29 protein-coding genes are annotated in these 25,264 nt (G+C 62.8%); 19 read left to right on the forward strand and 10 right to left on the reverse strand.

Going from position 1 to position 25,264, the window contains the following annotated elements; genetic code table 11:
* The first annotated feature begins 3 nt into the window (after positions 1-3).
* The 5 genes from J5N58_RS00445 to J5N58_RS00465 all read left to right on the forward strand — a co-directional run bounded on the left by J5N58_RS00445 (position 4) and on the right by J5N58_RS00465 (position 5,035).
* Positions 4-828 carry a ferritin-like domain-containing protein gene (locus tag J5N58_RS00445; RefSeq protein ID WP_244709111.1) on the forward strand — a complete coding sequence of 275 codons (825 nt, stop codon included), beginning with the start codon at positions 4-6 and terminating at the stop codon, positions 826-828.
* A 147-nt stretch (positions 829-975) separates the two neighbouring features.
* Entirely contained in the window at positions 976-2,289 is a 1,314-nt protein-coding gene (locus tag J5N58_RS00450) for a M23 family metallopeptidase (RefSeq protein WP_244709113.1), read from the forward strand.
* 51 nt (positions 2,290-2,340) lie between these two features.
* Entirely contained in the window at positions 2,341-2,964 is a 624-nt protein-coding gene (locus J5N58_RS00455; RefSeq protein ID WP_244709115.1) for a LysE family translocator, read from the forward strand.
* Between the two features lie 146 nt (positions 2,965-3,110).
* Positions 3,111-4,598, forward strand: coding sequence for a DEAD/DEAH box helicase (locus tag J5N58_RS00460; protein ID WP_113340222.1), 1,488 nt, complete (start codon positions 3,111-3,113; stop codon positions 4,596-4,598).
* A gap of 29 nt (positions 4,599-4,627) precedes the next feature.
* Positions 4,628-5,035 carry an NUDIX domain-containing protein gene (locus J5N58_RS00465; protein ID WP_112828211.1) on the forward strand — a complete coding sequence of 136 codons (408 nt, stop codon included), beginning with the start codon at positions 4,628-4,630 and terminating at the stop codon, positions 5,033-5,035.
* Here J5N58_RS00465 and J5N58_RS00470 read toward each other — a convergent pair.
* The 7 genes from J5N58_RS00470 to J5N58_RS00500 are packed head-to-tail and all read right to left on the reverse strand — an operon-like array spanning position 4,997 to position 10,735.
* Positions 4,997-5,395: a TfoX/Sxy family protein gene (locus J5N58_RS00470; RefSeq protein WP_113443387.1), complete on the reverse strand. Its 399-nt coding sequence runs from the start codon at positions 5,393-5,395 to the stop codon at positions 4,997-4,999. The genes J5N58_RS00465 and J5N58_RS00470 overlap by 39 nt on opposite strands.
* Positions 5,396-5,400: 5 nt before the next feature.
* Positions 5,401-7,035: an NTP transferase domain-containing protein gene (locus J5N58_RS00475; protein WP_113443388.1), complete on the reverse strand. Its 1,635-nt coding sequence runs from the start codon at positions 7,033-7,035 to the stop codon at positions 5,401-5,403.
* Positions 7,032-7,739, reverse strand: coding sequence for an XdhC family protein (locus tag J5N58_RS00480; RefSeq protein ID WP_244709117.1), 708 nt, complete (start codon positions 7,737-7,739; stop codon positions 7,032-7,034). Before J5N58_RS00480 ends, J5N58_RS00475 begins: the two co-directional genes overlap by 4 nt.
* Positions 7,739-8,068, reverse strand: coding sequence for an XdhC family protein (locus tag J5N58_RS00485; RefSeq protein WP_113424865.1), 330 nt, complete (start codon positions 8,066-8,068; stop codon positions 7,739-7,741). Before J5N58_RS00485 ends, J5N58_RS00480 begins: the two co-directional genes overlap by 1 nt.
* 2 nt (positions 8,069-8,070) lie before the next feature.
* A complete protein-coding gene (locus tag J5N58_RS00490; protein ID WP_113424866.1) occupies positions 8,071-9,327 on the reverse strand; it encodes a vWA domain-containing protein in 1,257 nt (418 codons plus the stop codon).
* Between the two features lie 3 nt (positions 9,328-9,330).
* Complete coding sequence (locus J5N58_RS00495) at positions 9,331-10,260, reverse strand: AAA family ATPase (protein WP_113439641.1); 930 nt, start codon at positions 10,258-10,260, stop codon at positions 9,331-9,333.
* A gap of 25 nt (positions 10,261-10,285) precedes the next feature.
* Positions 10,286-10,735 (reverse strand): flavin reductase, encoded by a 450-nt coding sequence (locus J5N58_RS00500; RefSeq protein ID WP_113439659.1) that lies wholly within the window; start codon positions 10,733-10,735, stop codon positions 10,286-10,288.
* 238 nt (positions 10,736-10,973) lie between these two features.
* Between J5N58_RS00500 and J5N58_RS00505 the strand changes: the two genes are divergently transcribed.
* Positions 10,974-12,047: a branched-chain amino acid ABC transporter substrate-binding protein gene (locus J5N58_RS00505; RefSeq protein ID WP_113439640.1), complete on the forward strand. Its 1,074-nt coding sequence runs from the start codon at positions 10,974-10,976 to the stop codon at positions 12,045-12,047.
* 10 nt (positions 12,048-12,057) lie between these two features.
* On the opposite strand, the gene J5N58_RS00510 is transcribed toward J5N58_RS00505, so the two are convergent.
* Complete coding sequence (locus tag J5N58_RS00510) at positions 12,058-12,822, reverse strand: SDR family NAD(P)-dependent oxidoreductase (RefSeq protein WP_113424869.1); 765 nt, start codon at positions 12,820-12,822, stop codon at positions 12,058-12,060.
* A gap of 153 nt (positions 12,823-12,975) precedes the next feature.
* Between J5N58_RS00510 and rpe the strand changes: the two genes are divergently transcribed.
* From rpe to J5N58_RS00540, 6 genes are all read left to right on the forward strand, one after another.
* A complete protein-coding gene (gene rpe, locus J5N58_RS00515; RefSeq protein ID WP_113424870.1) occupies positions 12,976-13,653 on the forward strand; it encodes a ribulose-phosphate 3-epimerase in 678 nt (225 codons plus the stop codon).
* Positions 13,650-14,381 (forward strand): DUF2259 domain-containing protein, encoded by a 732-nt coding sequence (locus tag J5N58_RS00520; RefSeq protein WP_244709119.1) that lies wholly within the window; start codon positions 13,650-13,652, stop codon positions 14,379-14,381. Before rpe ends, J5N58_RS00520 begins: the two co-directional genes overlap by 4 nt.
* Positions 14,381-14,905 (forward strand): hypothetical protein, encoded by a 525-nt coding sequence (locus J5N58_RS00525; RefSeq protein ID WP_244709121.1) that lies wholly within the window; start codon positions 14,381-14,383, stop codon positions 14,903-14,905. The genes J5N58_RS00520 and J5N58_RS00525 overlap by 1 nt, the downstream gene beginning before the upstream one ends.
* A gap of 115 nt (positions 14,906-15,020) precedes the next feature.
* Complete coding sequence (gene purB / locus J5N58_RS00530) at positions 15,021-16,322, forward strand: adenylosuccinate lyase (protein WP_113424871.1); 1,302 nt, start codon at positions 15,021-15,023, stop codon at positions 16,320-16,322.
* A 142-nt stretch (positions 16,323-16,464) separates the two neighbouring features.
* A complete protein-coding gene (locus J5N58_RS00535; RefSeq protein WP_112828200.1) occupies positions 16,465-17,037 on the forward strand; it encodes an RBBP9/YdeN family alpha/beta hydrolase in 573 nt (190 codons plus the stop codon).
* Positions 17,038-17,247: 210 nt separating this feature from the next.
* Positions 17,248-19,722: a sensor domain-containing protein gene (locus J5N58_RS00540; protein ID WP_244709123.1), complete on the forward strand. Its 2,475-nt coding sequence runs from the start codon at positions 17,248-17,250 to the stop codon at positions 19,720-19,722.
* 48 nt (positions 19,723-19,770) lie between these two features.
* On the opposite strand, the gene J5N58_RS00545 is transcribed toward J5N58_RS00540, so the two are convergent.
* The gene (locus J5N58_RS00545) at positions 19,771-20,085 is read right to left on the reverse strand and encodes a DUF1476 domain-containing protein (protein ID WP_112828199.1); all 315 of its coding nucleotides are present in this window, start codon (positions 20,083-20,085) and stop codon (positions 19,771-19,773) included.
* A 248-nt stretch (positions 20,086-20,333) separates the two neighbouring features.
* Here J5N58_RS00545 and purC point away from each other — a divergent pair, with 248 nt between their 5' ends.
* From purC to J5N58_RS00575, 6 genes are all read left to right on the forward strand, one after another.
* Positions 20,334-21,098, forward strand: coding sequence for a phosphoribosylaminoimidazolesuccinocarboxamide synthase (purC, locus tag J5N58_RS00550; protein ID WP_112828198.1), 765 nt, complete (start codon positions 20,334-20,336; stop codon positions 21,096-21,098).
* A 32-nt stretch (positions 21,099-21,130) separates the two neighbouring features.
* Positions 21,131-21,373 (forward strand): phosphoribosylformylglycinamidine synthase subunit PurS, encoded by a 243-nt coding sequence (gene purS, locus J5N58_RS00555; RefSeq protein ID WP_112828197.1) that lies wholly within the window; start codon positions 21,131-21,133, stop codon positions 21,371-21,373.
* Between the two features lie 17 nt (positions 21,374-21,390).
* The gene (locus J5N58_RS00560) at positions 21,391-21,570 is read left to right on the forward strand and encodes a hypothetical protein (RefSeq protein ID WP_244709126.1); all 180 of its coding nucleotides are present in this window, start codon (positions 21,391-21,393) and stop codon (positions 21,568-21,570) included.
* Positions 21,567-22,238, forward strand: a complete 672-nt coding sequence (gene purQ, locus J5N58_RS00565) for a phosphoribosylformylglycinamidine synthase subunit PurQ (protein ID WP_112828195.1) — start codon at positions 21,567-21,569, stop codon at positions 22,236-22,238. The genes J5N58_RS00560 and purQ overlap by 4 nt, the downstream gene beginning before the upstream one ends.
* 50 nt (positions 22,239-22,288) lie before the next feature.
* Positions 22,289-22,672, forward strand: a complete 384-nt coding sequence (locus tag J5N58_RS00570; RefSeq protein WP_113467543.1) for a hypothetical protein — start codon at positions 22,289-22,291, stop codon at positions 22,670-22,672.
* Positions 22,673-22,785: 113 nt separating this feature from the next.
* Positions 22,786-23,355 (forward strand): acyloxyacyl hydrolase, encoded by a 570-nt coding sequence (locus J5N58_RS00575; RefSeq protein ID WP_244709128.1) that lies wholly within the window; start codon positions 22,786-22,788, stop codon positions 23,353-23,355.
* Between the two features lie 63 nt (positions 23,356-23,418).
* Here J5N58_RS00575 and J5N58_RS00580 read toward each other — a convergent pair whose 3' ends face one another.
* Entirely contained in the window at positions 23,419-23,700 is a 282-nt protein-coding gene (locus J5N58_RS00580) for a DUF1127 domain-containing protein (protein ID WP_113437612.1), read from the reverse strand.
* 83 nt (positions 23,701-23,783) lie between these two features.
* Between J5N58_RS00580 and J5N58_RS00585 the strand changes: the two genes are divergently transcribed.
* Entirely contained in the window at positions 23,784-25,202 is a 1,419-nt protein-coding gene (locus tag J5N58_RS00585; RefSeq protein WP_244709649.1) for an aminotransferase-like domain-containing protein, read from the forward strand.
* Positions 25,203-25,264: the final 62 nt, after the last annotated feature.

Consider the following 25,264-nt stretch of genomic DNA (forward strand, 5'->3'; position numbering starts at 1 on the left):
GGCATGAGCGGAAACCCCTTCACCTCCCTGCGCGCGGCGGCGACGTGCGCGATCCTCAGCACCGATCTCGACGAAAAGACGGAACTGGCGCAGGAGGCCGCCCGCCGCTGGCATCGGCGGCGGCTGTCGCTGCGCTCGCCGCTCGACCCCGACCTGCCGGAACGCCCCGGCCGGCCGGACAAACCGGAACTCGTCCCTCCGAAGGCGACCGAGAAACGCTCGCTGCACACCCTGCCCGGCCGCGTCGCCATGCTGCATGCGCTCGCGCATATCGAGCTCAACGCCGTCGACCTCGCGCTCGATATCGTCGCGCGATTCGCGGCCGAACCGGTGCCGCATTCCTTCTTCGACGGCTGGATGCAGGTGGCATTCGAGGAATCCAAGCATTTTCGCATGGTTCGCGAACGATTGAAGGCGCTCGGCGCCGATTACGGCGACATGCCCGCCCATGACGGACTGTGGCAGGCGGCGCACGCCACCCGCAACGATCTGACGGCAAGGCTCGCCGTCGTACCGCTGATCCTTGAAGCCCGCGGCCTCGACGTCACGCCATCGCTCCAGGAAAAGATGCGCGAAACCGGCGATATCGAGAGCGCCGACGTGCTGAAAGTCATCTATGACGACGAGAAGGGTCATGTGGCGATCGGCGCCAAATGGTTCCGGTTCCTCTGCGCGCGCGAAAAACGCGATCCGGCCGCAACCTTCAAGGAGCTGGTGCGTGCCAATTTCCGCGGCGCGCTCAAGGCTCCCTTCAACGACGTCGCCCGCGCCGAAGCCGGCCTGACCCCGTCTTTCTACCGGTCCCTGACATCGAAGAACAGCGACTGATTCAACCGCCGTCTCCGGGCAACCCTCCTCTTTTCAAGCCTTTGTTAACCTTAATGATGTCTGATCGCATCAGGCAAAAACCGGTGCCGGAGCGGCGTTCATCGCCCTCCGAAGAGCTCGGTCAGCCGACGGGACAGGGGATATTGCGTGGCGACTTCGGCGGGAAATCGGGTCTTCGGCAAACGCAGTCAGCCGCATGTCGTGATTCTGGCGCGCGGCGACAAGATCCGCCACATGACCGTGCACCCCTGGATGGCGGCGGTCGCCTTCTGCTTCGTCGGCGTTATGGCGATCGGCTATCTCGGCGCGACCACCTATCTCATCTTCCGTGACAACCTGATCGGCGCAAGCATGGCCAGACAGGCCCGCATGCAGCACGACTACGAGGATCGCATCGCCGCGCTCAGGGCCCAAGTCGACCGCGTCACCTCGCGCCAGCTCCTCGACCAGCAGGTGGTCGAAGAGAAGGTGGAGAAGCTGCTCGAACAGCAGATGGCGCTCTCTTCCCGCCATGGACGGCTGGGCGCGTTGCTTGACCGCGCCGAGGCCGTCGGCCAGCTGCCGGCCTCCGTTCCGGTGCCGAACGAGAAGCCGGGGGCGACCGGCAAGCAGGCGAACCTTTCCGGCGGACTGGACGCGATCGAGAATCTTTTGGGGCGCAAGACTGCGTCGGACACGCCGGCAACCGACAAGAGCGGCCAGACCCCGTCCGCCGCGCTCGGCTACGTGCCGTTGACCGACACGGCAGCGGACCGTTCCGACAGGCTCTTTTCGCACATGACGCTGTCGCTGAAGGACATCGAACGCGACCAGATCGACCGGGTGCAGAAGCTCGCGGACGGCGCCAGCGAAACCGCGGAGGAAATTTCCGGAATCCTGCGACGCAACGGCATCCCGATAGATCAGGCGGACAAAACCTCTAGCATGGACGCCATCGGTGGCCCCTATGTCGCTCCCCGGACCGCGGAGGCCTTCAACACCTCGCTCAACGAACTCGACGCGGCGCTGAGCCGGCTCGAAAACGTCCGCGCCACGGCGATCCGCATGCCTTTCGCCAATCCCGCACCCGGCCGCGAGATCACCAGCCGCTTCGGCAACCGGCCCGATCCGTTCTTTGGCGGACTAGCGATGCATGCCGGCATAGACTTCCGCTCGCCGGTGGGCGGCGAGATCCATGCGACGGGCTCCGGCAAGGTGGTCAATGCCGGCCCCTCCGGCGGCTACGGCAACATGGTCGAAATCGATCACGGGCTGGGCTTCAGCACCCGCTTCGGCCACATGTCGAAAATCCTTGTGAAGGTCGGCGACGAAATCAATGCCGGCGACGTGATCGGCTATTCCGGCAATACCGGCCGTTCCACCGGCCCGCATATCCACTATGAAGTGCGCCGCAACGGCGAGGCGGTGGACCCGATGCAGTTCCTGAATGCCGGCATGAAGCTGACGACGCTCATAGATTGACCCCGTCTGCGGGTCATGTACTCTCGGCATCATCCCGCTGGAGGAATCGTCATGGAACCGCATGCACTTTTGGCCTTCGCCCTCGCCTTCTTCGTGTTCGCGGCAAGTCCCGGTCCCGACAACATGACCATCATGGCGCGGACTGTCTCCAACGGCGCGGCGTCCGGCATCGCCTACGGCACCGGCACGGTGATCGGCATCCTGATCTATCTGGCGCTTGCCGCCTTCGGACTTTCGCTGATCGCCAACGAAATGGGTTTTCTGATGACGCTTCTGCGCTATGGCGGCGCGGCCTATCTGATCTACATGGGCTTCAGGCTTTGGACGGCGGCGCCCGTCATCCCCGATGCAACCGTAACGGAGCGGGGGCGCGATCTCGTAAGCGTGTGCCTGACCGCCGTCGCCCTGAACCTCGGCAATCCCAAGATGCCGCTCTTCTATCTGGCGCTTCTGCCGAATTTCGTCGGCGCCGATTTCTCGACCGGTACATATCTCAGCCTCGCCGCGACGATCGTCGCCGTTGAGGTGGTCGTGATCGGCGGCCATGTGTGGATCGCCGGACGCGCGCGCCGGTTGCTGCGCACTCCGGGCATCGTCAAGGCGGTCAATCGCGGTGCCGGTGCGGTGTTGGCGCTTGCCGGAGTGGCCGTCATCGCCACCCGGCGTGCCGCCTGAAGGTTCCGTTCATCCTTTGTTACTCCAAATCCGCCAGTTTCCTTGACTTTCCGGCTTTTTGGCACTATCCCGCGCTGACGTTAACGCCCGCGTTCGAGGGCGATTCAATTGTGTTCGCAAGAACCGGAACGGAAACAGATTTCCCTTTGACCACTTTCGCTGACCTTGGCCTGAGCCAAAAAGTACTTTCAGCCGTCACAGATGCCGGCTACACCATCCCTACCCCGATCCAGGCCGGAGCCATCCCGCCTGCCCTGCAGCGCCGCGACATTCTCGGCATCGCTCAGACGGGGACAGGCAAGACCGCCTCCTTCGTTCTCCCGATGCTGACGCTCCTCGAAAAGGGTCGAGCTCGCGCCCGGATGCCCCGCACGCTGATCCTTGAGCCGACCCGCGAACTGGCAGCCCAGGTCGCAGAGAACTTCGAGAAATACGGCAAGAATCACAAGCTCAACGTCGCGCTGCTGATCGGCGGCGTTTCCTTCGAGGACCAGGACCGCAAGCTTGAACGCGGCGCCGACGTTCTGATCTGCACGCCGGGCCGCCTGCTCGATCATTGCGAGCGCGGCAAGCTGCTGATGACCGGCGTTGAGATCCTGGTCATCGACGAAGCCGACCGCATGCTCGACATGGGCTTCATCCCGGATATCGAGCGCATCGCCAAGATGATCCCCTTCACTCGGCAGACGCTTTTCTTCTCGGCCACCATGCCGCCGGAAATCCAGAAGCTCGCCGATCGCTTTCTGCAAAACCCCGAGCGCATCGAAGTGGCTCCGCCGTCCTCGACGGCAAAGACCGTGACGCAGCGTCTCGTGGCGGCCCACAACAAGGACTACGAGAAGCGCTCGGTCCTGCGCGATCTGATCCGCGCCCAGGAAGACCTGAAGAACGCGATCATCTTCTGCAACCGCAAGAAGGATGTTGCCGACCTCTTCCGTTCGCTGGAGCGTCACGGCTTCTCGGTCGGCGCCCTTCACGGCGACATGGATCAACGCTCGCGCACCAACATGCTGGCCGGCTTCAAGGACAACCAGATCTCGCTGCTCGTCGCCTCGGACGTCGCCGCCCGCGGCCTCGATATTCCGGACGTCAGCCACGTCTTCAACTTCGACATCCCGATCCATGCGGAGGATTATGTCCACCGCATCGGCCGCACCGGTCGTGCAGGCCGTTCCGGCGCCGCCTTCACTCTTGTCACCCGTTCGGACACCAAGTATCTCGACGCGATCGAGAAGCTGATCGGCCAGAAGATCGAATGGCTGAACGGCGATCTTTCGACCCTCCCCGCGGCTGCGGAATCCCATGACGACCGTCGCGGCAAGCGCGGCGGCGGCAAGGACCGGGATAAAGGCCGTGAGCGTCGCGGCGGTCATAAAACCGATACACGCAACGAACAGACTGCGGACATCGCGGAACAAGTGGAAGAGGCAAAGGTGGAATCAGTGGCGAACGAACGCAGGTCCGAAAAACGTGGCCGTGACGCCAATCGCAACAGCCGCCCGAACCCGGCGAACGACGATCATCGCGAACGCCGCCGCAGCCACTACCGCGACCATGACGACGGCCCGACGCCCGTCGGCTTCGGCGACGACATTCCGGCCTTCATGCTGATCGTCGCCAACGCCAAGGTCTGACGCCACCCGCCGCTGAAAAGCATCCGCTTATGGCCACGCCCGGCATCGATTTTCCCGGCCTCGGAGTCGGTCTTGCCATCCTTCGCGATGGCAAGCTCCTGCTTTACCGTCGCCGGAAAGCACCCGAAGCAGGGTTCTGGAACATTGTCGGCGGCAAGGTCGACCATATGGAACCGGCAGAGCAGGCCGCCCGCCGCGAAGCCGAAGAGGAAACCGGTCTCTCGATCGGTTCCATCGGCTTTCTTGCCGCGACCGAACAGATCATCGACGCCGACCGGCAGCACTGGGTCTCGCTGCTCTACCGGACCGAGGACTTTTCGGGCGAACCGCAACTGACCGAACCGGACAAGCTTTCGGAGTTCGGCTGGTTCGACCTCGATGCACTGCCCCAGCCGCTCTCAGCCTTCACCGGCGCCATCCTGCCTTTTCTTCGCTGACTTCGGCTTGGCCGGTTTTGCTCGCGCAGGATTCGCTTTCGACGCCTCTGCTCTCAGGCCGGCCTCGAAGGCAAGCCGTACCCACTTCGCCATTTCGTCTGGATCGTCATAGGCATCGTCCGGGATCGACCAGTAGGGCATGGCGACGGGGCTCTTGCCCTCCCTCTGATAGATCCACTGCCGGGCGCCCGCCTCCTCGAAGAACGGCGCGCTCTCGTTATCCGCCTTCAGCATGACCTCATCGAACAGTTCCAACGCAAAGATAACGCCGTCGCGATAGATGCCCTTGCCGCCGAACATCCGGCGAATGGAGACGGGGCCGACCGCCTGAAACATCTCTTCGATTTCTACATTGTCCATCGTGGTCAATCCTTCAGGACACCGCCGGCGGCCAACACTGCCTCCGGCGTATCGACATCCAGTTTCGCGGCGGCGCCGATCTCGACGTCGATGATCGGCAACCCGGATGTCTCAATAATGTGACGCGCGCCGATGTCGCCCTCCAGCCGCATGAGCGCAGGAAAGGTTGCACGCGGCAGGATGACCGGATTGCCACGCTTGCCATCAGCCACCGCCCGCACGATGGACCGCCCCCCTGATTTGCGGAATGCTTTCACCAGTTCCTCGATATCGGCGCGCGTAACCCCCGGCATGTCTGCAAGCAGGATCATGACGCCTTCCACGTCCTGCAGCGGGGGCGCCGCGAGGCCGGCGCGGATCGAACTCGCCATCCCGCTGGCATAATCGCGATTCTCCTCGATCTCGACCGGCAATCCTTCCAGACAGGCGGAAATCTCGGAAGCCCGAAAACCTGTAACGACGACAACAGGACCGGCCACGGCATCGAGTGCCCGCTCGGTCACACGCCTGACAAGCGGCGCACCCTCAAACTCGGCCAGCAGCTTGTGCCGGCCGCCCTCGCCCATCCGGCTCGCCTTGCCTGCCGCCAGGATGATGATACCGACACGGAGGGCCGTATCGGCAGAGGTTGCAACCTCACGCGGCAACGGACGACTGGGAATTTCCATCAGCAAGCCTCCGACACCAAGCCCTGTCAGTTCCAGCGCATCAGGATTTTCACCGGCGAGAATCCGGTTCAACACCCAGTCGAAGCCGTTTTCCTTCGGCGAACGGGCACAGCCCGGCGCACCGATGACGGGAATTTCCCCGACATGCCCCAGCACGAGCAGATTACCCGGATCGACCGGCAACCCGACCTGATCCACCGTGCCACCCGCCATGCGGATCGATTCCGGGATGACATCGACCGGATCGCATACAGCCGATGCACCGAATACGATCACGAGCGGCGGGTCGGAAAGCTCCCGGCGTAAGGCGTCCTCGATGGCCCCGGCAACCGCATCCGCCCGGTGCGCCACCCTCCATTCTCCGATCAGCCGGCTGCCGGAAGCAAGAAGGCGCTGCTCGAGCACCCGCGCGGTCTTGTCCATGACCGAGGTCTTCAGCGACGGCAGCTGCGTGGCGATCAGGGCGACATTGCGGGGACGATAGGGCTTGAGTTCGATGGCCCGCCCCTCGGCGAGAATGCCCAGTGCGCGCGCGACACTCGCGCCGGAAACGCCGAGTGGAATGATCTTCACGGTCGCAACGAGATCGCCTTCGCGCACGTCGCTGTGATCGGCGAGACAGGCAAAGGTTATTGCCGGATCGATGCGGTTGAACCGGTCGACCAGATCCCGGCTCGCCACGAGGAGGCCGTTGCGCGTGGCATAGAAATTGACCCGGCCCGTCGAGGGCTCGGACATGCGCAGGTTGTCAAGGCCTACGCCTGCCGCAAGTCGCCCGGCCGCCTCGTCCTCCCCCAGGTCTCCATCTTCCAGCCGGCAGGCGATGACGGTGCGCAGCCCCGCCGCCTCCAGAGCAAGGATATCGGCCTGCGTCAGCCGCTGGCCTTTGGGAAGCCGGCCCGACGGCAATTGCACGGAATGCGCCAGCACCAGGCCTTCGGCCCCTTTCAGCGGGAACTCCCCGAAGATCATGCGGCCTCGCTTGCCGCCGCCCCGAGCGACCGGCGCCGGAAAGACTGGATGACCTCGGCAAGGATGGACACCGCGATCTCGGACGGCGTGGCGGCCCCGATATCGAGCCCGACAGGAGCCGAAATGCGGCCGATTTCGGCCTCGGAGAGCCCATCGTTCTTAAGCCGCTCCACCCGTTTCACATGGGTTTTGCGGCTGCCGAGCGCACCGACATAGAAACAGCCGGCCCTGAGCGCTGCAACGAGCGGAAAGTCGTCGATCTTCGGGTCATGCGTGACTGCGACCATCGCGCAATAGCGATCGAGCGGCCTCGCCTTCAGCGCATCTTCCGGCCAGTCCGCTAGAAGATCGACACCGGCAAACCGCTCGGGCGTCGCAAAGGCGGTGCGTGGATCGATCACCGTGATGTCATAGCCGGCGATCTCGGCCATGGGGCAGAGCGCCTGGCTGATATGAACCGCGCCGATCACCACAATGCGCGGCGGCGGCAGGTGGACGTTGAGAAAGAAGCTGCGTCCTTCCAGATCGACGAGGCCGGATTTTCCGGACAACATCCTTTGCCCGATCTCGGCCCCCAGCGGCCCGATGACGGTTTCGCCCTCGACCACAAGCCGGTCGCGGCCGTCGCCGAGATCGGTCACCAGCACGGCCGCGCGCCGCGCCAGCCGCGCCTCGTTCAGCTTCTTCAGGTTTGCCGCGTCCATCAGCCGAGCCTTTCGACGTAAACGCGGATGCGGCCGCCGCAGGAGAGCCCGACCCGCCATGCGGTCTCATCGGCAACCCCGAATTCCAGCATCCGCGGCTTGCCCGATTGCAGCACGTCCAGCGCCTCGGTGATAACCGCCCCCTCGACGCATCCGCCGGAGACTGAACCTTCGAAATTGCCATCGGCATCGATGACCAGATGACTGCCGACCGGGCGCGGTGCCGACCCCCAGGTCTCGACCACGGTCGCAATCGCCACATCCCGCCCCTTGCCCTTCCAGTCCTCGGCAACGAGCAACGGGTCCATTCGCCCTGCAATGGCCGTCATGTTCAAGCCCTCAACGTGTTCAGGAAACGCCGCGGATCGGCATCGCCTTTCATGGGTGTGGAAAGTGCGGCGACGAGATCGGCAAGCGAATCGAGATTGTGCACGGAACGCAACTCGTCGACATGGGGAAGCATCGCCCTGACGCCCCGCGCCCGTGCCTCGAACCCTTCGAACCTCAGGAGCGGATTGAGCCAGACCAGCCGGCGGCACGAGCGATGCAGCCGATCCGTCTCGGCAGCGAGCATCCCGACATCCTCCCGCTCCAGACCGTCGGTAATTAGCAGGACCACCGCGCCCTGCCCGAGCACGCGCCGCGCCCATTGCCGGTTGAAGAGCCTGAGCGTCTCGCCGATCCGCGTGCCGCCGGACCAGTCGCTGACCGCGCCGCTGCATTGCGCGATCGCCTCATCGGGGTCGCGGTTCTTCATCTGGCGCGTGACATTGGTGAGGCGCGTGCCGAACAGGAATGTGTGGACGCGACGGCGGCGCTCCGTCAGCACATGCAGGAAATGCAGGAAGATGCGGGTGTACTGGCTCATCGAACCCGAGATATCGGCAAGGATGACCAGCGGCGGTTGTTCGATACGACGCGCCCTGAACTTCGGCAGGATAAGATCGCCGCCGCTGCGCAGAGCCGCACGCATCGTCGCCCGCGCATCGACGTTTCCCGGCCGGCGGGACGGGCGAAAACGGCGCACGCGCACGGTATCGAACGGCATGGCCAGCCTCTCGATCTCGCGCCGCGCCTGCGAAAGTTCGCTCGCAGACATCTGGGCGAAATCCATCCGGCGCAACACTTCCGAGCCCGAGGTGGTGAAACGGGCGTCGATCTCGATATCCGGCTCGTCGCGTGGTTCCTGCCGCAGCTCGCGTTCTGCATAAAGCGCGTCGCTCACTCGGGAAGCCCCCGCCTTTGCCTTTTCTCGTTCGCTGAGATCGGCCGCAACCGGCGACATCATCGCGATCATCTTGGCGACCAGATCCCGCGAACGCCAGAAAAGCCTGAACGCCTCGTCAAAAACCGGCTGATCCTCGTGCCGGTTGACGAAGATCGCGCCGAGGGCCGCATGAAACTCCTCCCGCGATCCGATGTCGATAGCATCGACCGCGGCGATGGCGTCGAGCACCGCGCCAGGCCCCGGTTTCAGGCCGGCCCTGCGCAGCACACGGGCAAAATGCACGATATTGTCGGCAAGCCTGCCGTCGCCGGCCGCAGGCGGCGGTATCACGATCCCGTCACGGCCGGCCGAAATCTCCATGGCTCAGCCCGCCGCCAGAAGCTCTGCCTTCACCTCGGCAAGAACCTTCTGGCCTTCCGAACCCTGAATGCGGGCAATATCGTCCTGGTATTTCAGAAGCGTGCCGAGCGTGTCGGCAATGGTTTCGGGGTCGAGCGCCAGCCGGTCGAGTTCGGTGAGAGCCGTAGCCCAGTCGATCGTCTCGGCAACGCCTGGGTTCTTGAAGAGATCGAGTGTACGCAGCTTCTGCACATAGGCGACGATCTGGCGCGAAAGCTGCTCGTTGCAGCCGGGCACCTTGCGCCGGATGATCGCCAGTTCTTCGACCGCCTTGGGATAATCGACCCAGTGATAGAGGCAGCGCCGTTTCAAGGCGTCATGCACCTCGCGCGTCCGGTTGCTGGTGACGATGACGATCGGTTTTTCCGTCGCTTTCACGGTTCCGTATTCTGGGATCGTCACCTGGAAATCGGAGAGTACTTCCAGGAGGAAAGCCTCGAAGGCCTCGTCGGTGCGGTCGAGCTCGTCGATCAGGAAGACCGGCGCGCGGCCCGGCTCGCACTCCAGTGCCTGCAGCACCGGCCGGCGAATCAGATAGCGCGCGGAAAATATGTCATGCTCCAGCCGGTCGCGGTCGGAAACTCCTGATGCCTCGGACAGGCGGATTTCGAGCATCTGCGCCGGATAGTTCCACTCATAGACGGCCGATGCGACATCGAGGCCTTCATAGCACTGGAGGCGGATCAGCGGCCGGTCGAGCGCGGATGCCAGCACCTTGGCCACCTCGGTCTTGCCGACACCGGCCTCGCCTTCGAGAAAAAGCGGCCGCTGCATGCGAAGGGCAAGGAAGAGAACCGTGGCCAGTGGCCGGCCGGCCAGATAATCGTGCTGCGAAAGGAGATCGACGACGGCATCGATCGATCCGGGCAGGCCCTTTGAGGACGTCTCAGGCATCCTTCCTCCTCTTTTTGAGAGGAGCTTACAGGGTGCGGTAGCTGCGGTCCAGATAGATCAGCGACGCTTCCTTGGCCCCGAAATGCACCGCCTTCACCTCGCCGAAAAGCACGGTATGGGTCGCCGTGACCTTCGTGTCGGTCACCCGGCAATCGAAGGAAACGATGGCGTCTGACAGCACCGGAGCGCCGGTGACCAGTCTTTGCCATTCGCCAAGCGCAAAGCGCTCATCGACGGAGAGGCCGCCGAAACCGGCAAAGCCGTTGGCGAGTTCCCGGTGATGCGCGCCCAGCGTATTGAGGGCGAAGAACCCGCTCTCGAAAAACACGGCATTCTTTTCGTTGGTATTGTTCAGGCAGGCGAGAACAGTCGGCGGATGGTCGGAGACCGAGCAGGCGGCGGTAATCGTCACGCCACGCCGGATGCCACCATGCTCCGTGGTGATGAGCTGGACATGACCCGCATAACGGCTCATCGCTTCCCGGTAGACGACCGGGTCAATCTGCTGCGTGTTCAACACTTCACTCTCCGCGATTGGCCCTAAGCCTGTATCCGACAGGACTATGCCGGGCAAGTTTTACCTTTTCCCCAACGGACGGATTTTACCCTGGTAGCCCGCTGTTATTGCACCGCATTGCAGTTTGCGTCATGGAGCGGTTAAACTAGGCGCGTTTCAATGGCCGAGCGCCGCATCCGGAAAAATCGAAACAAGAATGAACCCGCATCGACTTCTGCCACTGACCTTTCTCGTTTTGACCGGACTTGCCGCGCCGCTCGCCGCTGCCCCGCTGAAGATCGCGGTGGTTGCGCCGCAATCGGGAAATTTCGCGACCTTGGGCGATGAAGTGCGCCAGGGAGCGAAGATCTCCGCCGACCGCCTCGGCGTGGAGATCGCCCTTATCGACGAAAGCTGCGAGGCCGGCAGCGGGCCGCAGATCGCCGCAAGTATCCGTGAGGCGGGCGCAACGGCGGCAATCGGTTTTCTCTGCTCGGAAAGCCTCGACGGTGCCCTTGCGCCGCTGAAGGATGCGGGCGTCCCGGCGATTACGCTTTCCGTGCGCTGGAAGGGGCTGATGGAAGATGCTCTCAAAAATGGTTGGCCGCTCTTCCGCATGGCGCCGACAGTGGATGACGAGGCTGAAAAGCTGACCGAAATCATCCTCCGCGACTGGAAGAGCGAGGCGATCGCGCTCATAGAGGACGGCACGATCCATGGCCGGGAGCTTACGGAGACCATCCGCAACAGTCTGGAAGACCGTGGCCTGAAACCGGTTTTCACCGATACGTTCCGTCCGGGACAGGAGCAGCAGATCGCACTCGTGCGCCGCCTGCGCAAGGCGGGCGTGACCAGCGTCTTCGTGGGCGGCGATCGTGCTGACATGTCGGTGATTGCCCGAGACGCAGCCACGGAAAAGATCGATCTCAACTTTTTGGGCGGTGAAGCCTTGAATGCCGCCGACCAGCCTGTGCCGCTTGCCGAGGGCGTTCAGGCGGTACTGCTCCCCTATGTTGTCGGCGGCCCGCAAACAACGGACGGCAATACCAGCGAACCGCCGCGAGAAGGTTATGTGCAGCCGGCCGAAGCGGCAATCTCCATCCTTGCCGATGCCGCCGCACTGTCCGGCGCCATGGGCTCGCCACTTGTCGATACGCTGGTCGATACGGCTTTCGATACACCGATCGGTCCGATCACTTTCACGACAGGCCATGAACTCGCCGACAATCCCTACCGCCTGATGGAATGGCGCAGGGGCGGTTTCGTCGAGCCTTCTCCGTCAACCCAGTGATCGCTGCCGGTCATGACGGATAGGGCCAGAAGGCCTGCGTGAACACGCCTCCGTCCACCCAGATCGTCTGCCCGGTGACGAAAGCGGCATCGGCACTCGCAAGAAACAGCACCGGCCCCGCAATGTCTCCAGGCGTGCCGACCCGGCGCAACGGTGTCACCCGGCCCCAGGTTTCGGCATAATCGGGCGCCTCCGCGCGGGTGCGCTCCGTCTCGATTGCGCCGGGAGCCACGCAATTGACCCGGATGCCGTGGGGACCGAGTTCGACGGCCGCCACCTTGGTGAACTGCTCGACGCCGCCCTTTGAAGCCGTGTAGTCGACCAGTTTCGGAAAGGCGAGCTTGTTGCAGCCGGAACCGATATTGACGATTGCGCCACCCTTGCCGGCCTCCACCATGCGACGCCCCGCTTCCCGCGTGTTGAGGAACGTGCCTGTCAGATTGGTGCGGATCACCGCATCCCACCGCTCCTCGGACAATTCCAGCAGCGGAGCCCATGTCTGGATGCCGGCATTATTGACGAGGACATCCGGCGCATCGCCAAACCAGGCGCAAGCCTCCTCCATAAACGCCGTCACGCAAGCTGCGTCGCCGGCATCGGAAGAAAAAGCGCGCGCATGACCGCCGGTGGCAGTAATCTCCGCGAGGACCTCCGCAGCCGCGGACTCGTCGTCGCGATGCGTGAAGGCCACCCGATACCCCGCCTGCGCAAAGGCGATGGCGAGATGTCGCCCGATGCCGCTGCTGCCGCCGGTGATGATCGCGGAACGTTCCATGTCTCTCTCCCTTTGCTCCTCGTCACGAGGGATGGAGAAGGATCGGGCCGAGGTCAAGCCGACCTCTCCCATGGCAGACTTTCGAAGAGTTGCCGGGCTGGCCGGGCGATGCTATGGGCAGGCCGAAAAGTCAGCAATTCCGGAGCATCCGCCATGACACGCCCCCTCAAGATCGCCCCTTCGATCCTCGCCGCCAATTTCGCCCGGCTCGGCGATGAAGTGGCCGACGTGATCGAAGCCGGCGCAGACTGGATCCATCTCGACGTCATGGACGGCCATTTCGTGCCCAACATTTCCTACGGCCCCGCCGTCATCAAGGCACTGCGCCCCTTCACCAAGGCGGTGTTCGACTGCCATCTGATGATATCGCCCGCCGATCCCTATCTCGACGCCTTCGCCGATGCCGGCTGCGACGTCATCACCGTCCACGCCGAGGCCGGCCCGCACCTGCATCGTTCGCTGCAGAAGATCCGCTCGCTCGGCAAGAAGGCGGGCGTCTCGCTGAACCCCGCAACGCCGCTCTCCGCGATCGAACATGTTCTCGACGACCTCGACCTCCTGCTCATCATGAGCGTCAACCCCGGCTTTGGCGGCCAGAAGTTCATTCCCGCCATGACCGAGAAGCTCGCCAAGGCCAACCTGATGATAGGTAACCGCCCGATCGATCTCGAGGTCGATGGCGGCGTGACCGCGGAAAACGCAGCGCTCGTAACGTCGGCGGGCGCCAATGTCCTCGTCGCCGGTTCCGCCATCTACAAGGGCCAGGGCGTTGACGACTATCGCAAGACAGTCGACACTCTGCGCAAGGCTGCGGAAGAGGGACGCCGTTGAGTGATTGCAGGACATGGCTGGCAGGGCTCGCGGCGGCATTCGTCGCACTGCCGGCCATGGCGGCCGAGTTCTCCACGTTCCAGTCGCTCGGCTTTTCCGAAGACGGAGGCGTCTATGCCTTCGAGGAATACGGTATCAGCGACAGTTCGGGCCTGGCCTACTCGTCCATTTTCTTCATCGATACCGTGAAAGACGCGTTCCTGCCGGGCACGCCGATCCGCATAGGCGTGAAACGCGACACGGCAAGCATCGCAACTGTCCGGCGCGAGGCGATGGAAAAGGCCGCACCGCTCTTGTCGGAACATGGACTTCTCGACCAGCCCGGTGAACTCGTGGCCTTCAACCCGATCAGCGAGGTCGATGCCGCGAAGGACGAACTTCGCTATTTCCAGCATCCCGCCGACCCCGCCTTCGGCAAGCCATATACCCTGAAGATCGAAGAATTCTTCGCGACACCGACCCACTACTGCGTGGATCTCGTGGATGCGCTCAAGGCCTTCCGGCTGAAGTTCAGCGAGAAGAACGGCGAACCGGTCGACGAGATTGTGCACGAGGACAGCACCGATATTCCCGAAAGCCGCCAATGCACCGTCGACTACCGCCTGGGCGGCGTCGTCACCTATGCGCCGCCGGCGGGCGCTCCCGTCCACGTGGCGCTTATCAATGTCCTCAGCCTCGGCTATGAGGGCAATAACGGGCGCTGGATCGCCGTCCCTGCCCGCCCCTGATGATGGAAACCGGCCTCACCAAGCCCCAGATGCCAATACGCGCGCGCCTTGCCGCTGCCCGTCCCCCGGCCTCGTTCTGGTTTGCCGGGGCGCTGGTCTGGGGCGCGCTCATGGCGGCGACGTTAGCGGTCTCGCTCTACGGTATCGGGCGACCGGCAAGCGGGCACGCGCCGGCGCTCTTCGGTATCTACTTTGCAGGAGGCGCTCTCGGCTGGCTTCTCGCCTTGCCCCTCATTCGCTTCTTCAGCTTCCGCCGGCGCCCCGAAACGCGTTTCGCGGCGGCCTTCCTCTTCCTTTCCTGCGGGACGATGGGCGCGACCGCCCTCCTCTTTGCGCTGCAATACCGGATGTTCTACGCCCAGTGGCACGCCCCTTTCGGCACGGTCATATGGGCGTTCCAGTTCGTCTTCACGTCGGCTTCCGCCGTCTACCAGTTCACGGCCCTCGGCAGCCGCCATTACTTTCCCTTGGGCGTCGCACTGCTCGTTGCGGCAAGCCTCTGGCTTGCGCGCCGCAACCGTTGAGCTTGCCGGTCTTCTTTGCTAAGAGCGCCTGACAAAGCCCCGGCCAGCCCGCCCTTCCGGTGTTTGACCAGGCGCTCCAATCCGCGCCATCGCCAGTCCAAGGAAAGAAAAGCCCATGATCCCGCGTTATTCCCGGCCCGAAATGGTCGCCATCTGGTCTCCCGAAACCAAGTTTCGTATCTGGTTCGAGATCGAGGCCCATGCCTGCGACGCGCTGGCCGATCTGGGCGTGATACCGAAGGAAGCCGCGCGGACCATCTGGGAAAAAGGCGGAGCCGCCGAATTCGACGTCGCCCGCATCGACGAGATCGAGGCCGTCACGAAGCATGACGTCATCGCCTTCCTCACCCATCTTGCCGAGTTCATCGGCCCCGACAGCCGTTTCGTGCATCAGGGCATGACCTCTTCCGACGTGCTCGACACCACGCTGAACATCCAGCTCGTGCGCGCCGCCGACATCCTGCTCGCCGACATGGACCGCGTGCTCGCAGCCCTCAAGGCCCGCGCCTTCGAGCACAAGGACACTGTGCGCATCGGCCGCAGCCACGGCATCCACGCCGAACCGACGACCATGGGCCTCACCTTTGCCCGCTTCTACGCCGAAATGACCCGCAACCGCGCCCGTCTCGTCGCCGCGCGGGCGGAAGTGGCGACCGGCGCCATCTCCGGCGCCGTCGGTACCTTTGCCAATATCGACCCGCGCGTCGAGGAGCATGTCTGCGAAAAGCTCGGCCTCGTTCCCGAACCGGTCTCGACGCAGGTCATCCCGCGTGACCGTCACGCCATGTTCTTCGCCACCCTCGGCGTGATCGCGTCCTCGATCGAAAACGTCGCGATCGAAATCCGCCACATGCAGCGCACCGAGGTTCTGGAAGCGGAAGAATTCTTCTCGCCGGGCCAGAAGGGTTCGTCCGCCATGCCGCACAAGCGCAACCCCGTGCTGACCGAAAACCTGACCGGCCTCGCCCGTCTGGTGCGCATGTCCGTCGTCCCGGCCATGGAAAACGTGGCTCTCTGGCACGAACGTGACATCAGCCATTCGAGCGTCGAGCGCGCCATCGGCCCGGATACCACGATCACCCTCGACTTCGCGCTGAACCGTCTCGCCGGCGTCATCGAGAAACTGGTGATCTATCCCGAGAACATGCTGAAGAACATGAACAAGTTCCGTGGCCTCGTGATGAGCCAGCGCGTTCTTCTCGCCCTCACCCAGGCCGGCGTCAGCCGCGAGGACGCCTATCGCCTCGTCCAGAGAAACGCCATGAAGGTCTGGGAACAGGGCAAGGATTTCCTCGAGGAATTGCTCGCTGACCAGGAAGTTCGCGCGGCCCTGTCCGAAGAAGATATTCGCGAGAAGTTCGACCTCGGCTACCACACCAAGCACGTCGACACGATCTTCAAGCGCGTCTTCGGCTGATATCATCGCCATCGAAGAACGATCCGGTCCGTGACGACGCGGGCCGGATTGTCTGTTTTCAGAGATGCGCGTTGGCCGGTTTTGTCGGGTGCCCCGCGCAGATATCCTTGACGAAAGCCTGCCCAATAAGCAGATAAGGCCCATGAAAGCTTCCGACGCAGACATCCTCATCATTCCCGGCTACACCAATTCCGGTCCCGACCACTGGCAGAGCCGCTGGCAGGCGAAGCTCTCGACAGCGAGGCGTGTCGAGCAGGCGGAGTGGTCGAAGCCCGTTCGGGAAGACTGGGTCGCCCGCGTCGTTGAGGAAGTCGAGAAGTCCACGCGGCCGGTGGTGCTTGTCGCCCATTCGCTCGGCGTGCCAACGGCGGTCCATGCCGTTCCCCGTATCGGCAACAAGGTGGCCGGCGCCTTCTTCGTGGCGCCGCCGGACGTGGCCAATCCGGCCATTCGTCCCAAGCACCTGATGACCTTCGGCCCCTACCCGCGCGATCCGTTGCCCTTTCCGTCGATCACCGTCGCCAGTCGTAACGATCCCTTCGGTGCGTTCGAGCATGCCGACGATATAGCCGGTGCCTGGGGATCGCTGCTGATCGATGCCGGGGAGTCCGGGCATATCAACTCCGATTCCGGCCACGGCCCCTGGCCGGAGGGCACCATGGTCTTCGCGCAATTCCTGAGCCGGCTTCGGGCCGATGTCGGCAGGACGGCGTAGCGCGCCAGCCCGGTAATATCCCGGCAGATTATGCTCTCATCCATGATAAATGAGGCGTTTCGGGTTTAAGCGGATCTTAATCGAAGACGGCTATCGTCGGCACCACCGAACGTTGTCGATGGATAGCCTTTGCATCCCAGCCCGACCAAAGCCAGTCATCCCGACGCCAGCGAAGCCAGCGGCCTTCGCCAACTTATTTCGATTCTGCCCATGCCAAGCGTCGTTCTCGACCCGGTCGGCCGCATTCTGGCGACCAACGATCGTTTCGACGCATTGCCGCTGCCACCTGGGGAACCATCCGGCGCTCTTCTGATCGATTATCTGCAGGAGGAGGATCGGAATATCCTCGCCGTCCAACAGCTTGCCGCCCTTTCCGGCAAAGTAGGTTCCGATCCCGTCGAGGTCCGCTTCATCACCCATGACGGCTTTCCGCTGTGGATGTCGCCCCATGTCTCGACAATACCGGCGGATGGACAACTGGCGGCACCGAGACTGCTGGTACAGCTTGCCGACATCACCCAACTGAAGGTTCGGGAACTGGACCTTGCAGACCGGGAAAGCCGCTGGAACAACGCGCTCGTCAGTTCATCGACCGGCGTGTGGGACCACAGGCTCGATCTCGGCATCTGGTATTATTCGGAGGAGTGGCGCGCCATTCGCGGCCTGCGGCCAGACGATCCTCTGCCGCCCACCACCAAGGATTGGCTGCAACTCGTGCATCCGGACGACCGCGAGCGGACCATGCGCTGTATCGAGCGTCAGAATGCCGGCGACGCCGACTACATGACCTTCGAGTATCGGGAGCGCCACAAGGACGGTCACTGGGTGTGGATCGAATGCCGGGGTGCCTGCGTAAGCAGGGACGAGAACGGCAAGCCGCTGCGCATTATCGGCACCGACGTGGATATTACCAGCCGCAAGCTGGCCGAGGAGAAGATCGCCCATATGTCGCGCCGGCTCAAGCTTGCGCTGGAAGTGTCCCGCATTGGCGTGTTCGAGGCGGACTTCGACAAGGGGACGGCCGATTGGGACGAGGGCATGAGAACCCTTTTCGGCATAGAGGGTCACCAGGATGTGCAGATAGGCGGAATCTGGGAGAACATGCTGCACCCGGAAGACGCTCCCCGCGTTTTCAGCAAGGTGGAACACCATGTGGAAAAACTCCTGCCTTTCTCCGACGAATACCGTGTAATCCTCAAGGACGGTTCAACGCGCTATATTCGCTCGCGCACCCTGCCATTCATCGATGCCGACGGACACCGCAAGATGATCGGCGCCAACTGGGACGTCACCACCGATCTCGCGCTCCACCGCGAACTGGAACGGGCAAAGATCCTCACGGAAGCCCGCAATGCGGAGCTTGAGGCGGCCAAGGCGCGCATCGAACATATCGCGCTGCACGACTACCTGACCGATCTGCCGAACCGGCGTTATCTGGACGAAACGCTGGATCGTTATGGCGAAAGCGCCGGCGCTCGCAGCAGCGGCCTTGCCGTGCTGCATATCGATCTCGACCGGTTCAAGCAGATCAACGACACCCTCGGCCACAGTGCCGGCGACATGATGCTGAAACATGCGGCGAAGGTACTGAAGGCCAACACGCGCGTCGGAGATTTCGTCGCCCGCATCGGCGGCGACGAGTTTGTCTTTCTCGCGCGTTTCGAAGGTTCCCAGCGCAAGCTCGCCCAACTCGCCGACCGCATCATCGGGGAACTCAGGAAGCCTGTCTCGTATGAAGGTCACGAATGCCGCTTCGGCGCCAGCATCGGGATCGCCTGCGCGCTCGGACCGGAGATCAATGCCCGCCAGTTGCTGCTGAATGCCGATATCGCGCTTTACCATGCCAAGAATCGCGGCCGCAACCGCCATGAATTCTTCTCCCGCGACAGCCATCGGCACATGGTCAATACCCGCAGGCTGTCGGACGACATTCTCCGGGCATTGGAAAACGACGAGTTCGTTCCCCACTACCAGTTCCAGTTCGACGCGCGGACGCTTGCGATCGCCGGCGCAGAAGCTCTGGCGCGCTGGGACCATCCGAAACACGGCATTTTGACGCCCGACCGCTTCCTCTCCGTGGCTGAGGAACTGGGCGCCGTACCCCATATCGACGCCCTTATTCTGGAGAAAGCGCTTGCCGACTTCGAGCGGTGGCGCGCACTCGGCCTGACCGTGCCCAAGATATCGGTCAATGTCTCAACCCGCCGCCTGCACGACCCGCTTCTGAGGAAAAAGCTCAGCGCATTTACCCTCGAACCCGGTACCGTTTCCTTCGAACTGCTGGAATCGATCTTCCTCGACGAATACGACGACCAGGCCATGGAGAATCTGAACCATCTCCGCAAACTCGGCGTCGACATTGAGATCGACGATTTCGGCACGGGTCACGCCTCCATCGTCAGCCTGCTGAGGCTCAATCCCAAATCGCTGAAGATCGATAGGGAACTGGTACGCGACGTGCCGGAATCGACCGAACAGCGCAAGCTCGTCGGCTCGATCATCGATATCGGCCGTTCTCTGAACATCGGAGTAACTGCGGAAGGTGTCGAGACGCCGGACCATGTCCGGATACTGGCCGCTCTCGGCTGCGACGTGCTACAGGGTTTCGGGCTGGCGCGCCCCCTGCCATTCGAATTGACCGCCGATTTCATCGCCGGTGAATCCTGGCGCCGCCCGTTCCGGTGAACGGACGGCATATGATAACGCGACCCGAGGACCGCGCCCGGACGAGCCTTACTCGCCCTGGACCTGAGCGACGGCTTCGGCCAGGAATTCAAGCATCTTGGAGCGCAGTTCCTCGTCGGTGACCGAAACGCCGCCTGCCGTGAGATCGGCCTTCAGCTTGCGAATGACGTCCGCATCGCCAGCCTCTTCAAAGTCAGCGGCAACGACTTCCTTGGCATAGGCGTCGGCATCCGTCTTGCCGAGCAGGCCGGCAGCCCAGAGCCCGATCAGCTTGTTGCGCCGTGCCTCAGCCTTGAAACGAAGTTCCTGGTCATGCGCGAACTTGTTTTCAAAGGCCTTTTCGCGATCACTCATACCGCTCATCTGTGTCTCCCAAAGAGTATGCCGTCACCATGCGGGGGCTTCGTTTCCCCCATTAATCAAAAGGCTGTAGAAAGTGCAATGCAAACTTGGAGCGAATGCTGATTCTCCGAGCCTTGCCTTGGTTTGGACGAAATCCGGGGAGGTAACAACAGCCGCATTGTGAAAAGCGTGGTTTTCCTTTATGGGACCGCTTCAATAATCGTTCCACAGCGTCCCCAGTGTGACGCCAACAGCAGAGAAAACCAGCCATGAACCGTCGCCGCCGTGTTTACGAAGGCAAGGCCAAGATCCTTTACGAGGGTCCGGAGCCCGGCACGCTGATCCAGTTTTTCAAGGACGACGCCACGGCGTTCAACAAGAAGAAGCATGAAGTCATCGACGGAAAAGGCGTCCTCAACAACCGCATTTCCGAATATCTCTTCAGCCACCTGAACAAGATCGGCATCCCCACCCATTTTATCCGCCGCATCAACATGCGCGAGCAGCTGATTAAGGAAGTTGAGATGATCCCGCTCGAGATCGTCGTGCGCAACGTCGCCGCCGGCTCGCTCGCCAAGCGCCTCGGCATCGAGGAAGGCATTGTCCTGCCGCGCTCGATCATCGAGTTCTACTACAAGTCCGACGCGCTCGCCGACCCGATGGTCTCGGAAGAGCACATCACCGCCTTCGGCTGGGCCAATCCCGCCGAACTCGATGACATCATGGCGCTCGCCATCCGTGTCAACGACTTCCTGTCCGGCCTCTTCCTCGGCATCGGCATCCAGCTCGTCGACTTCAAGATCGAGTGCGGACGCCTTTACGAGGGCGACATGATGCGCATCATTCTGGCCGACGAAATCTCACCGGACAGCTGCCGTCTGTGGGACATCGAGACCCATGAAAAGCTCGACAAGGACCGGTTCCGCCAGGATCTCGGCGGCCTGCTCGAAGCCTATCAGGAAGTGGCCAAGCGCCTCGGCATCATCAACGAAAACGAGCCGCTGCGCGGCACCGGTCCGGTGCTGGTGAAGTAAGCTGCCAAAGAAGTAATCTACGGAGATTGAGAGTGATCAAGGCACGCGTGACCGTAACCCTTAAGAACGGCGTCCTCGACCCGCAGGGCAAGGCGATCGAAGGCGCGCTCGGCGCGCTCGGTTTCGACGGCGTCGGCCATGTCCGCCAGGGCAAGGTCTTCGACCTCGAGCTTGAAGGCACCGATAAGACAAAGGCCGAAGCCGATCTCAAGGCGATGTGCGAGAAACTCCTCGCAAATACGGTCATCGAGAACTACACTATCGCCATCGCCTAAGGGTCGAAGGCAACGGGATGGCCGAGATCAAGGCCGAATTGAATGCAGTGCGCGGGACAATGATCCCGATGCATCGGGACATTCGCAATATCTGTAGCGTTCTCGCCCGCAACGGGGACCGCCTCGATCGTATCGAAAACCGCCTGGAGCTGCGGGAGCTTCAGGAAGCACAGGCAAGGCTTGAGCCACACCCATGAAATCTGCTGTTCTGCAACTTCCGGGCCTCAATCGCGACCGCGACATGATCGCGGCGCTCACCAAGATTTCGGGCAACGCGCCGGTGACCGTCTGGCAGACCGAAACCGAGCTTCCGGATGTCGATCTCATCGTCATCCCCGGCGGCTTCTCCTACGGCGATTACCTGCGCTGCGGCGCGATCGCAGCACGCATGCCGGTCATGCAGGCGGTGAAGGCTGCAGCAGAACGGGGTGTCAAGGTTCTCGGCGTCTGCAACGGCTTCCAGATCCTGCTGGAAGCGGGCCTGCTGCCGGGTGCGCTGATGCGCAACGCCTCGCTGAAATTCGTGTGCCGGGAAATCAAGCTCGAGGTCGTCAACGCCGACACCGACTTCACCCGCGCCTATGCAAAGGGTCAGATCATCCGCAGCCCCGTTGCCCATCACGACGGCAACTACTTCGCGGACGCTGAAACCCTGAAGGCCATCGAAGGCAACGGACAGGTCGTCTTCCGCTATGCGGAAGGCACCAACCCGAACGGCTCGATCAACGACATCGCCGGCGTGATGAACGAGAAGGGCAATGTTCTCGGCATGATGCCGCATCCGGAAAACCTGATCGAAGCGGCGCATGGCGGCAATGACGGACGCGGCATCTTTGCTTCCGCCCTCGACGTAATCGCTGCTTAACCAGTCGGGTGATAGAGAGCGGGCGCCCGATGAACGAAAAGCGATTCAGCATGCGCCCTGCCCTCCTTCTTGCCGCCCTTCCCCTTATCGCACTTGCCTCCTGCCAGTCGAAGCCGCAACCGGCAGCGTTCCATGGGCCGTCCGCGCTCGATATAATGGAAAAGGTCGCGGTCGGCGCCAATCGTTGTTGGATCAAGTCGGGCGATCCGGCCTTCAGGGCCTATACCATGGCGCCGGAACTCAATTCCTTCTCCGGCAAGCCACGCATTCTTCTCGTCCGCAAGGGTTCCGGGGATATTCGCCCGCTGCTCGTCGTGCAGGCGGAAGGCCGTCCGGCCCGCCTCGATGCCTTCGGCCCGATGATGGGCGAACCGGTCAGCGCCCGCATCACCGCAGACGTCAACCGCTGGGCCCGCGGCGGCAAGGACTGCTGACTTTTCAGCAACGCCTGGGGACATTTCAACGCAGAGTGAGGAAATCCGCTTCGCAGCGCGCCGCGGCTTATGCTAGCGTCCCGCAATCCCTGCGAACGACACGGATACCTGTCATGACCGACTGCAGACTTTCCGAATGTCTCCGTGTTCCGCTGCTTGCAGCGACATGCATGCTGCTGTTTTCCCAAAGCTCTTTTGCCGCGGACTGGTCGCTGAAAGAAGTCCGGGCAGGCGCCACGGCCTCGATCCAGGCGAAAAGCACCTTCGAATCAGGTTTCTTCCCGACGGTGATTCTCTACTTCGATCCGCTGGATTCGGCCAATGCGGCAACCTGGGGCGAAAAACTGCTTCGGCCGCAGATCCACGCGGGGCTTTCCGTGAGCAGCGCCGGCAATGCCAGCCAGGCCTTTGCGGGGTTTAACTGGAAGGTCGATCTGACGGATCGCCTGTTTCTCGATGTTGGCTTCGGCGGCACGGTACACAATGGCGACCTGGACGATGACGGCACCGATGGCCCCAAACTGGGTTGCAGCGTGCTGTTTCACGAATACGCCGCCGCGGGCTTTCGTGTGACCGACAAGGTCGACGTGCTCGCCACCATCGACCATTCGTCGAATGCGGACCTCTGCGACGTCAATGACGGCATCAGCCACGCCGGATTGATGCTCGCCTACAGGTTCTGAGGTTTCCCATCTCGTCAGCGACGCCGGTCCTGCGTGCAGGAATGGCCGTTGCGACGATTGACATCATGGCAGCATGAGCAGCCATGACTTGCGCGCCTCGCGCTTGGCATCGATCCGCGTTATGCCGATATCGAGCAACTGGTCGTCGGTCAGCTCCAGAAGTGCGAGGCGGCCGCTGCGCCTCATGCGCCAGTGGGATGCGGCTCGGAACAGCCTCAACCAGAACCCTTCCTCCGGCCGCGCAGGCGAAAGCATGTCACCGCTCGAGCGGAACAGGGTCTCGCGGGCATAGCCATCCGGCCATATCGTATCGATTGACTCAATATATCGCGCCGTCTCAGTCATTTCCTCACCAAATTGTCTCTATTTATTGATGCAATATGGATATCATTGACTCGAAAATGAGGACAATATATTGAATTGTCATGATGACAAATTGGCTTCCCGACCTTTCCCAGGGCAAAGGCCCGATCTATGTCCGCCTCGCTGACCAGATCGAGGCCTCGATTGCCGGCGGCGCGCTGCCCCCCGGCGCCAAGCTTCCGCCCCAGCGGAACCTCGCCTTCGATCTCGGCATCACCATCGGCACCGTCAGCCGCGCTTATGCGCTTGTCCATGAACGCGGGCTGGTGACGGGCGAGGTCGGCCGCGGCACCTTCGTGCGCGACATGCGCGACACGTCACCGAACGGAGACCTCGATCCCGTCGCGGCAGCTCTGATCGGGACGCGTCCGATTGCACCGCCACCCGGCAAGATTCGTTTCGACAGCACTGCGGCCCCGGATGTCGGCCAGGGAGAGTATCTGCGCAGTCACATCGAGGGGATCCTGCGCGACCATCCGGTCGACATCGCCAGCTACACCCGAAGCTTTCCGGAACACTGGTTTGCCGCGGGCGCCCGATGGCTCGGCAAGGGCGACTGGTCTCCGGATCCGCAGAACATCGTTCCGACCCTTGGCGCCCATGCCGGCATCATGGCAGTCATCACCGCCGTAACGGCCCCCGGCGAGCGCGTGGTTTTCGAGCATCTCACCTATTCCCAGGTCAGTCGTAGCGCCGGGCTCGCCGGCCGCCGCACGACGCTGGTGGAAAGCGACGAGGACGGCGTGTTGCCCGAGGATTTCGAGCGCGTCTGCGCCCAGCAGCATCCGAAGATCGCCTTCATGATGTCGTCTGCGCAAAACCCGACCCTTGCCGCGATGCCGGTCGAACGGCGGAAGGCGCTGGTCGACATTGCGCGCCGGCACAATGTCTGGCTGATCGAGGACGACCTCTACGGCTCGATGTCGCAACAGCAGTTGCCCCCTCTTGCTGCGCTGGCGCCCGACCGGACGTTCATGGTCGGCGGCCTGTCGAAATCCGTGGCCGCCGGCGTGCGCGGCGGCTGGGTCGCCTGCCCTCCCCATTTCGCCCAGCGGGTGCGTATCGCCCACAAGATGATAACCGGCGGCATTCCCTTCCTGCTGGCGGAGCTTTGCGCCCGGCTGGTAATGTCCGGCGACGCAAGAGCGATCCGAACGCTCTGCGCCGAGGAGATTGCCGCAAGGGAAGCCCTCGCCCGCCGGGCTCTTCACGGCTTCGATTTCCGCTCGAACCCCGCCGTTCCCTTTCTCTGGCTGTCGCTTCCCGACCCGTGGCTCTCGGTTACCTTCAAGAATGCCGCACTTGCAGAGGGCGTGCTGATAGACGACGAGGATGAATTCAAGGCCGGCCGCTCGGAGAAGGTCCTGCACAAGGCCCGCATCGGCTTCTCCTCGCCGAAGGACCGCGACGAGGTTCAAAGCGGTTTTGCCGTCCTGCGAAGGCTGCTTGAAAATGGCGGAGCAGGCTACGACAGCGTGGCCTGAGCGGCCACCCGCCGGAAGCGACATAACCGGCTGTTGTCAGGCGCATTTTCCTGTCGCACTGT

Source organism: Paenirhizobium cremeum (assembly GCF_022884085.1).
Lineage (GTDB): Bacteria > Pseudomonadota > Alphaproteobacteria > Rhizobiales > Rhizobiaceae > Allorhizobium > Allorhizobium cremeum.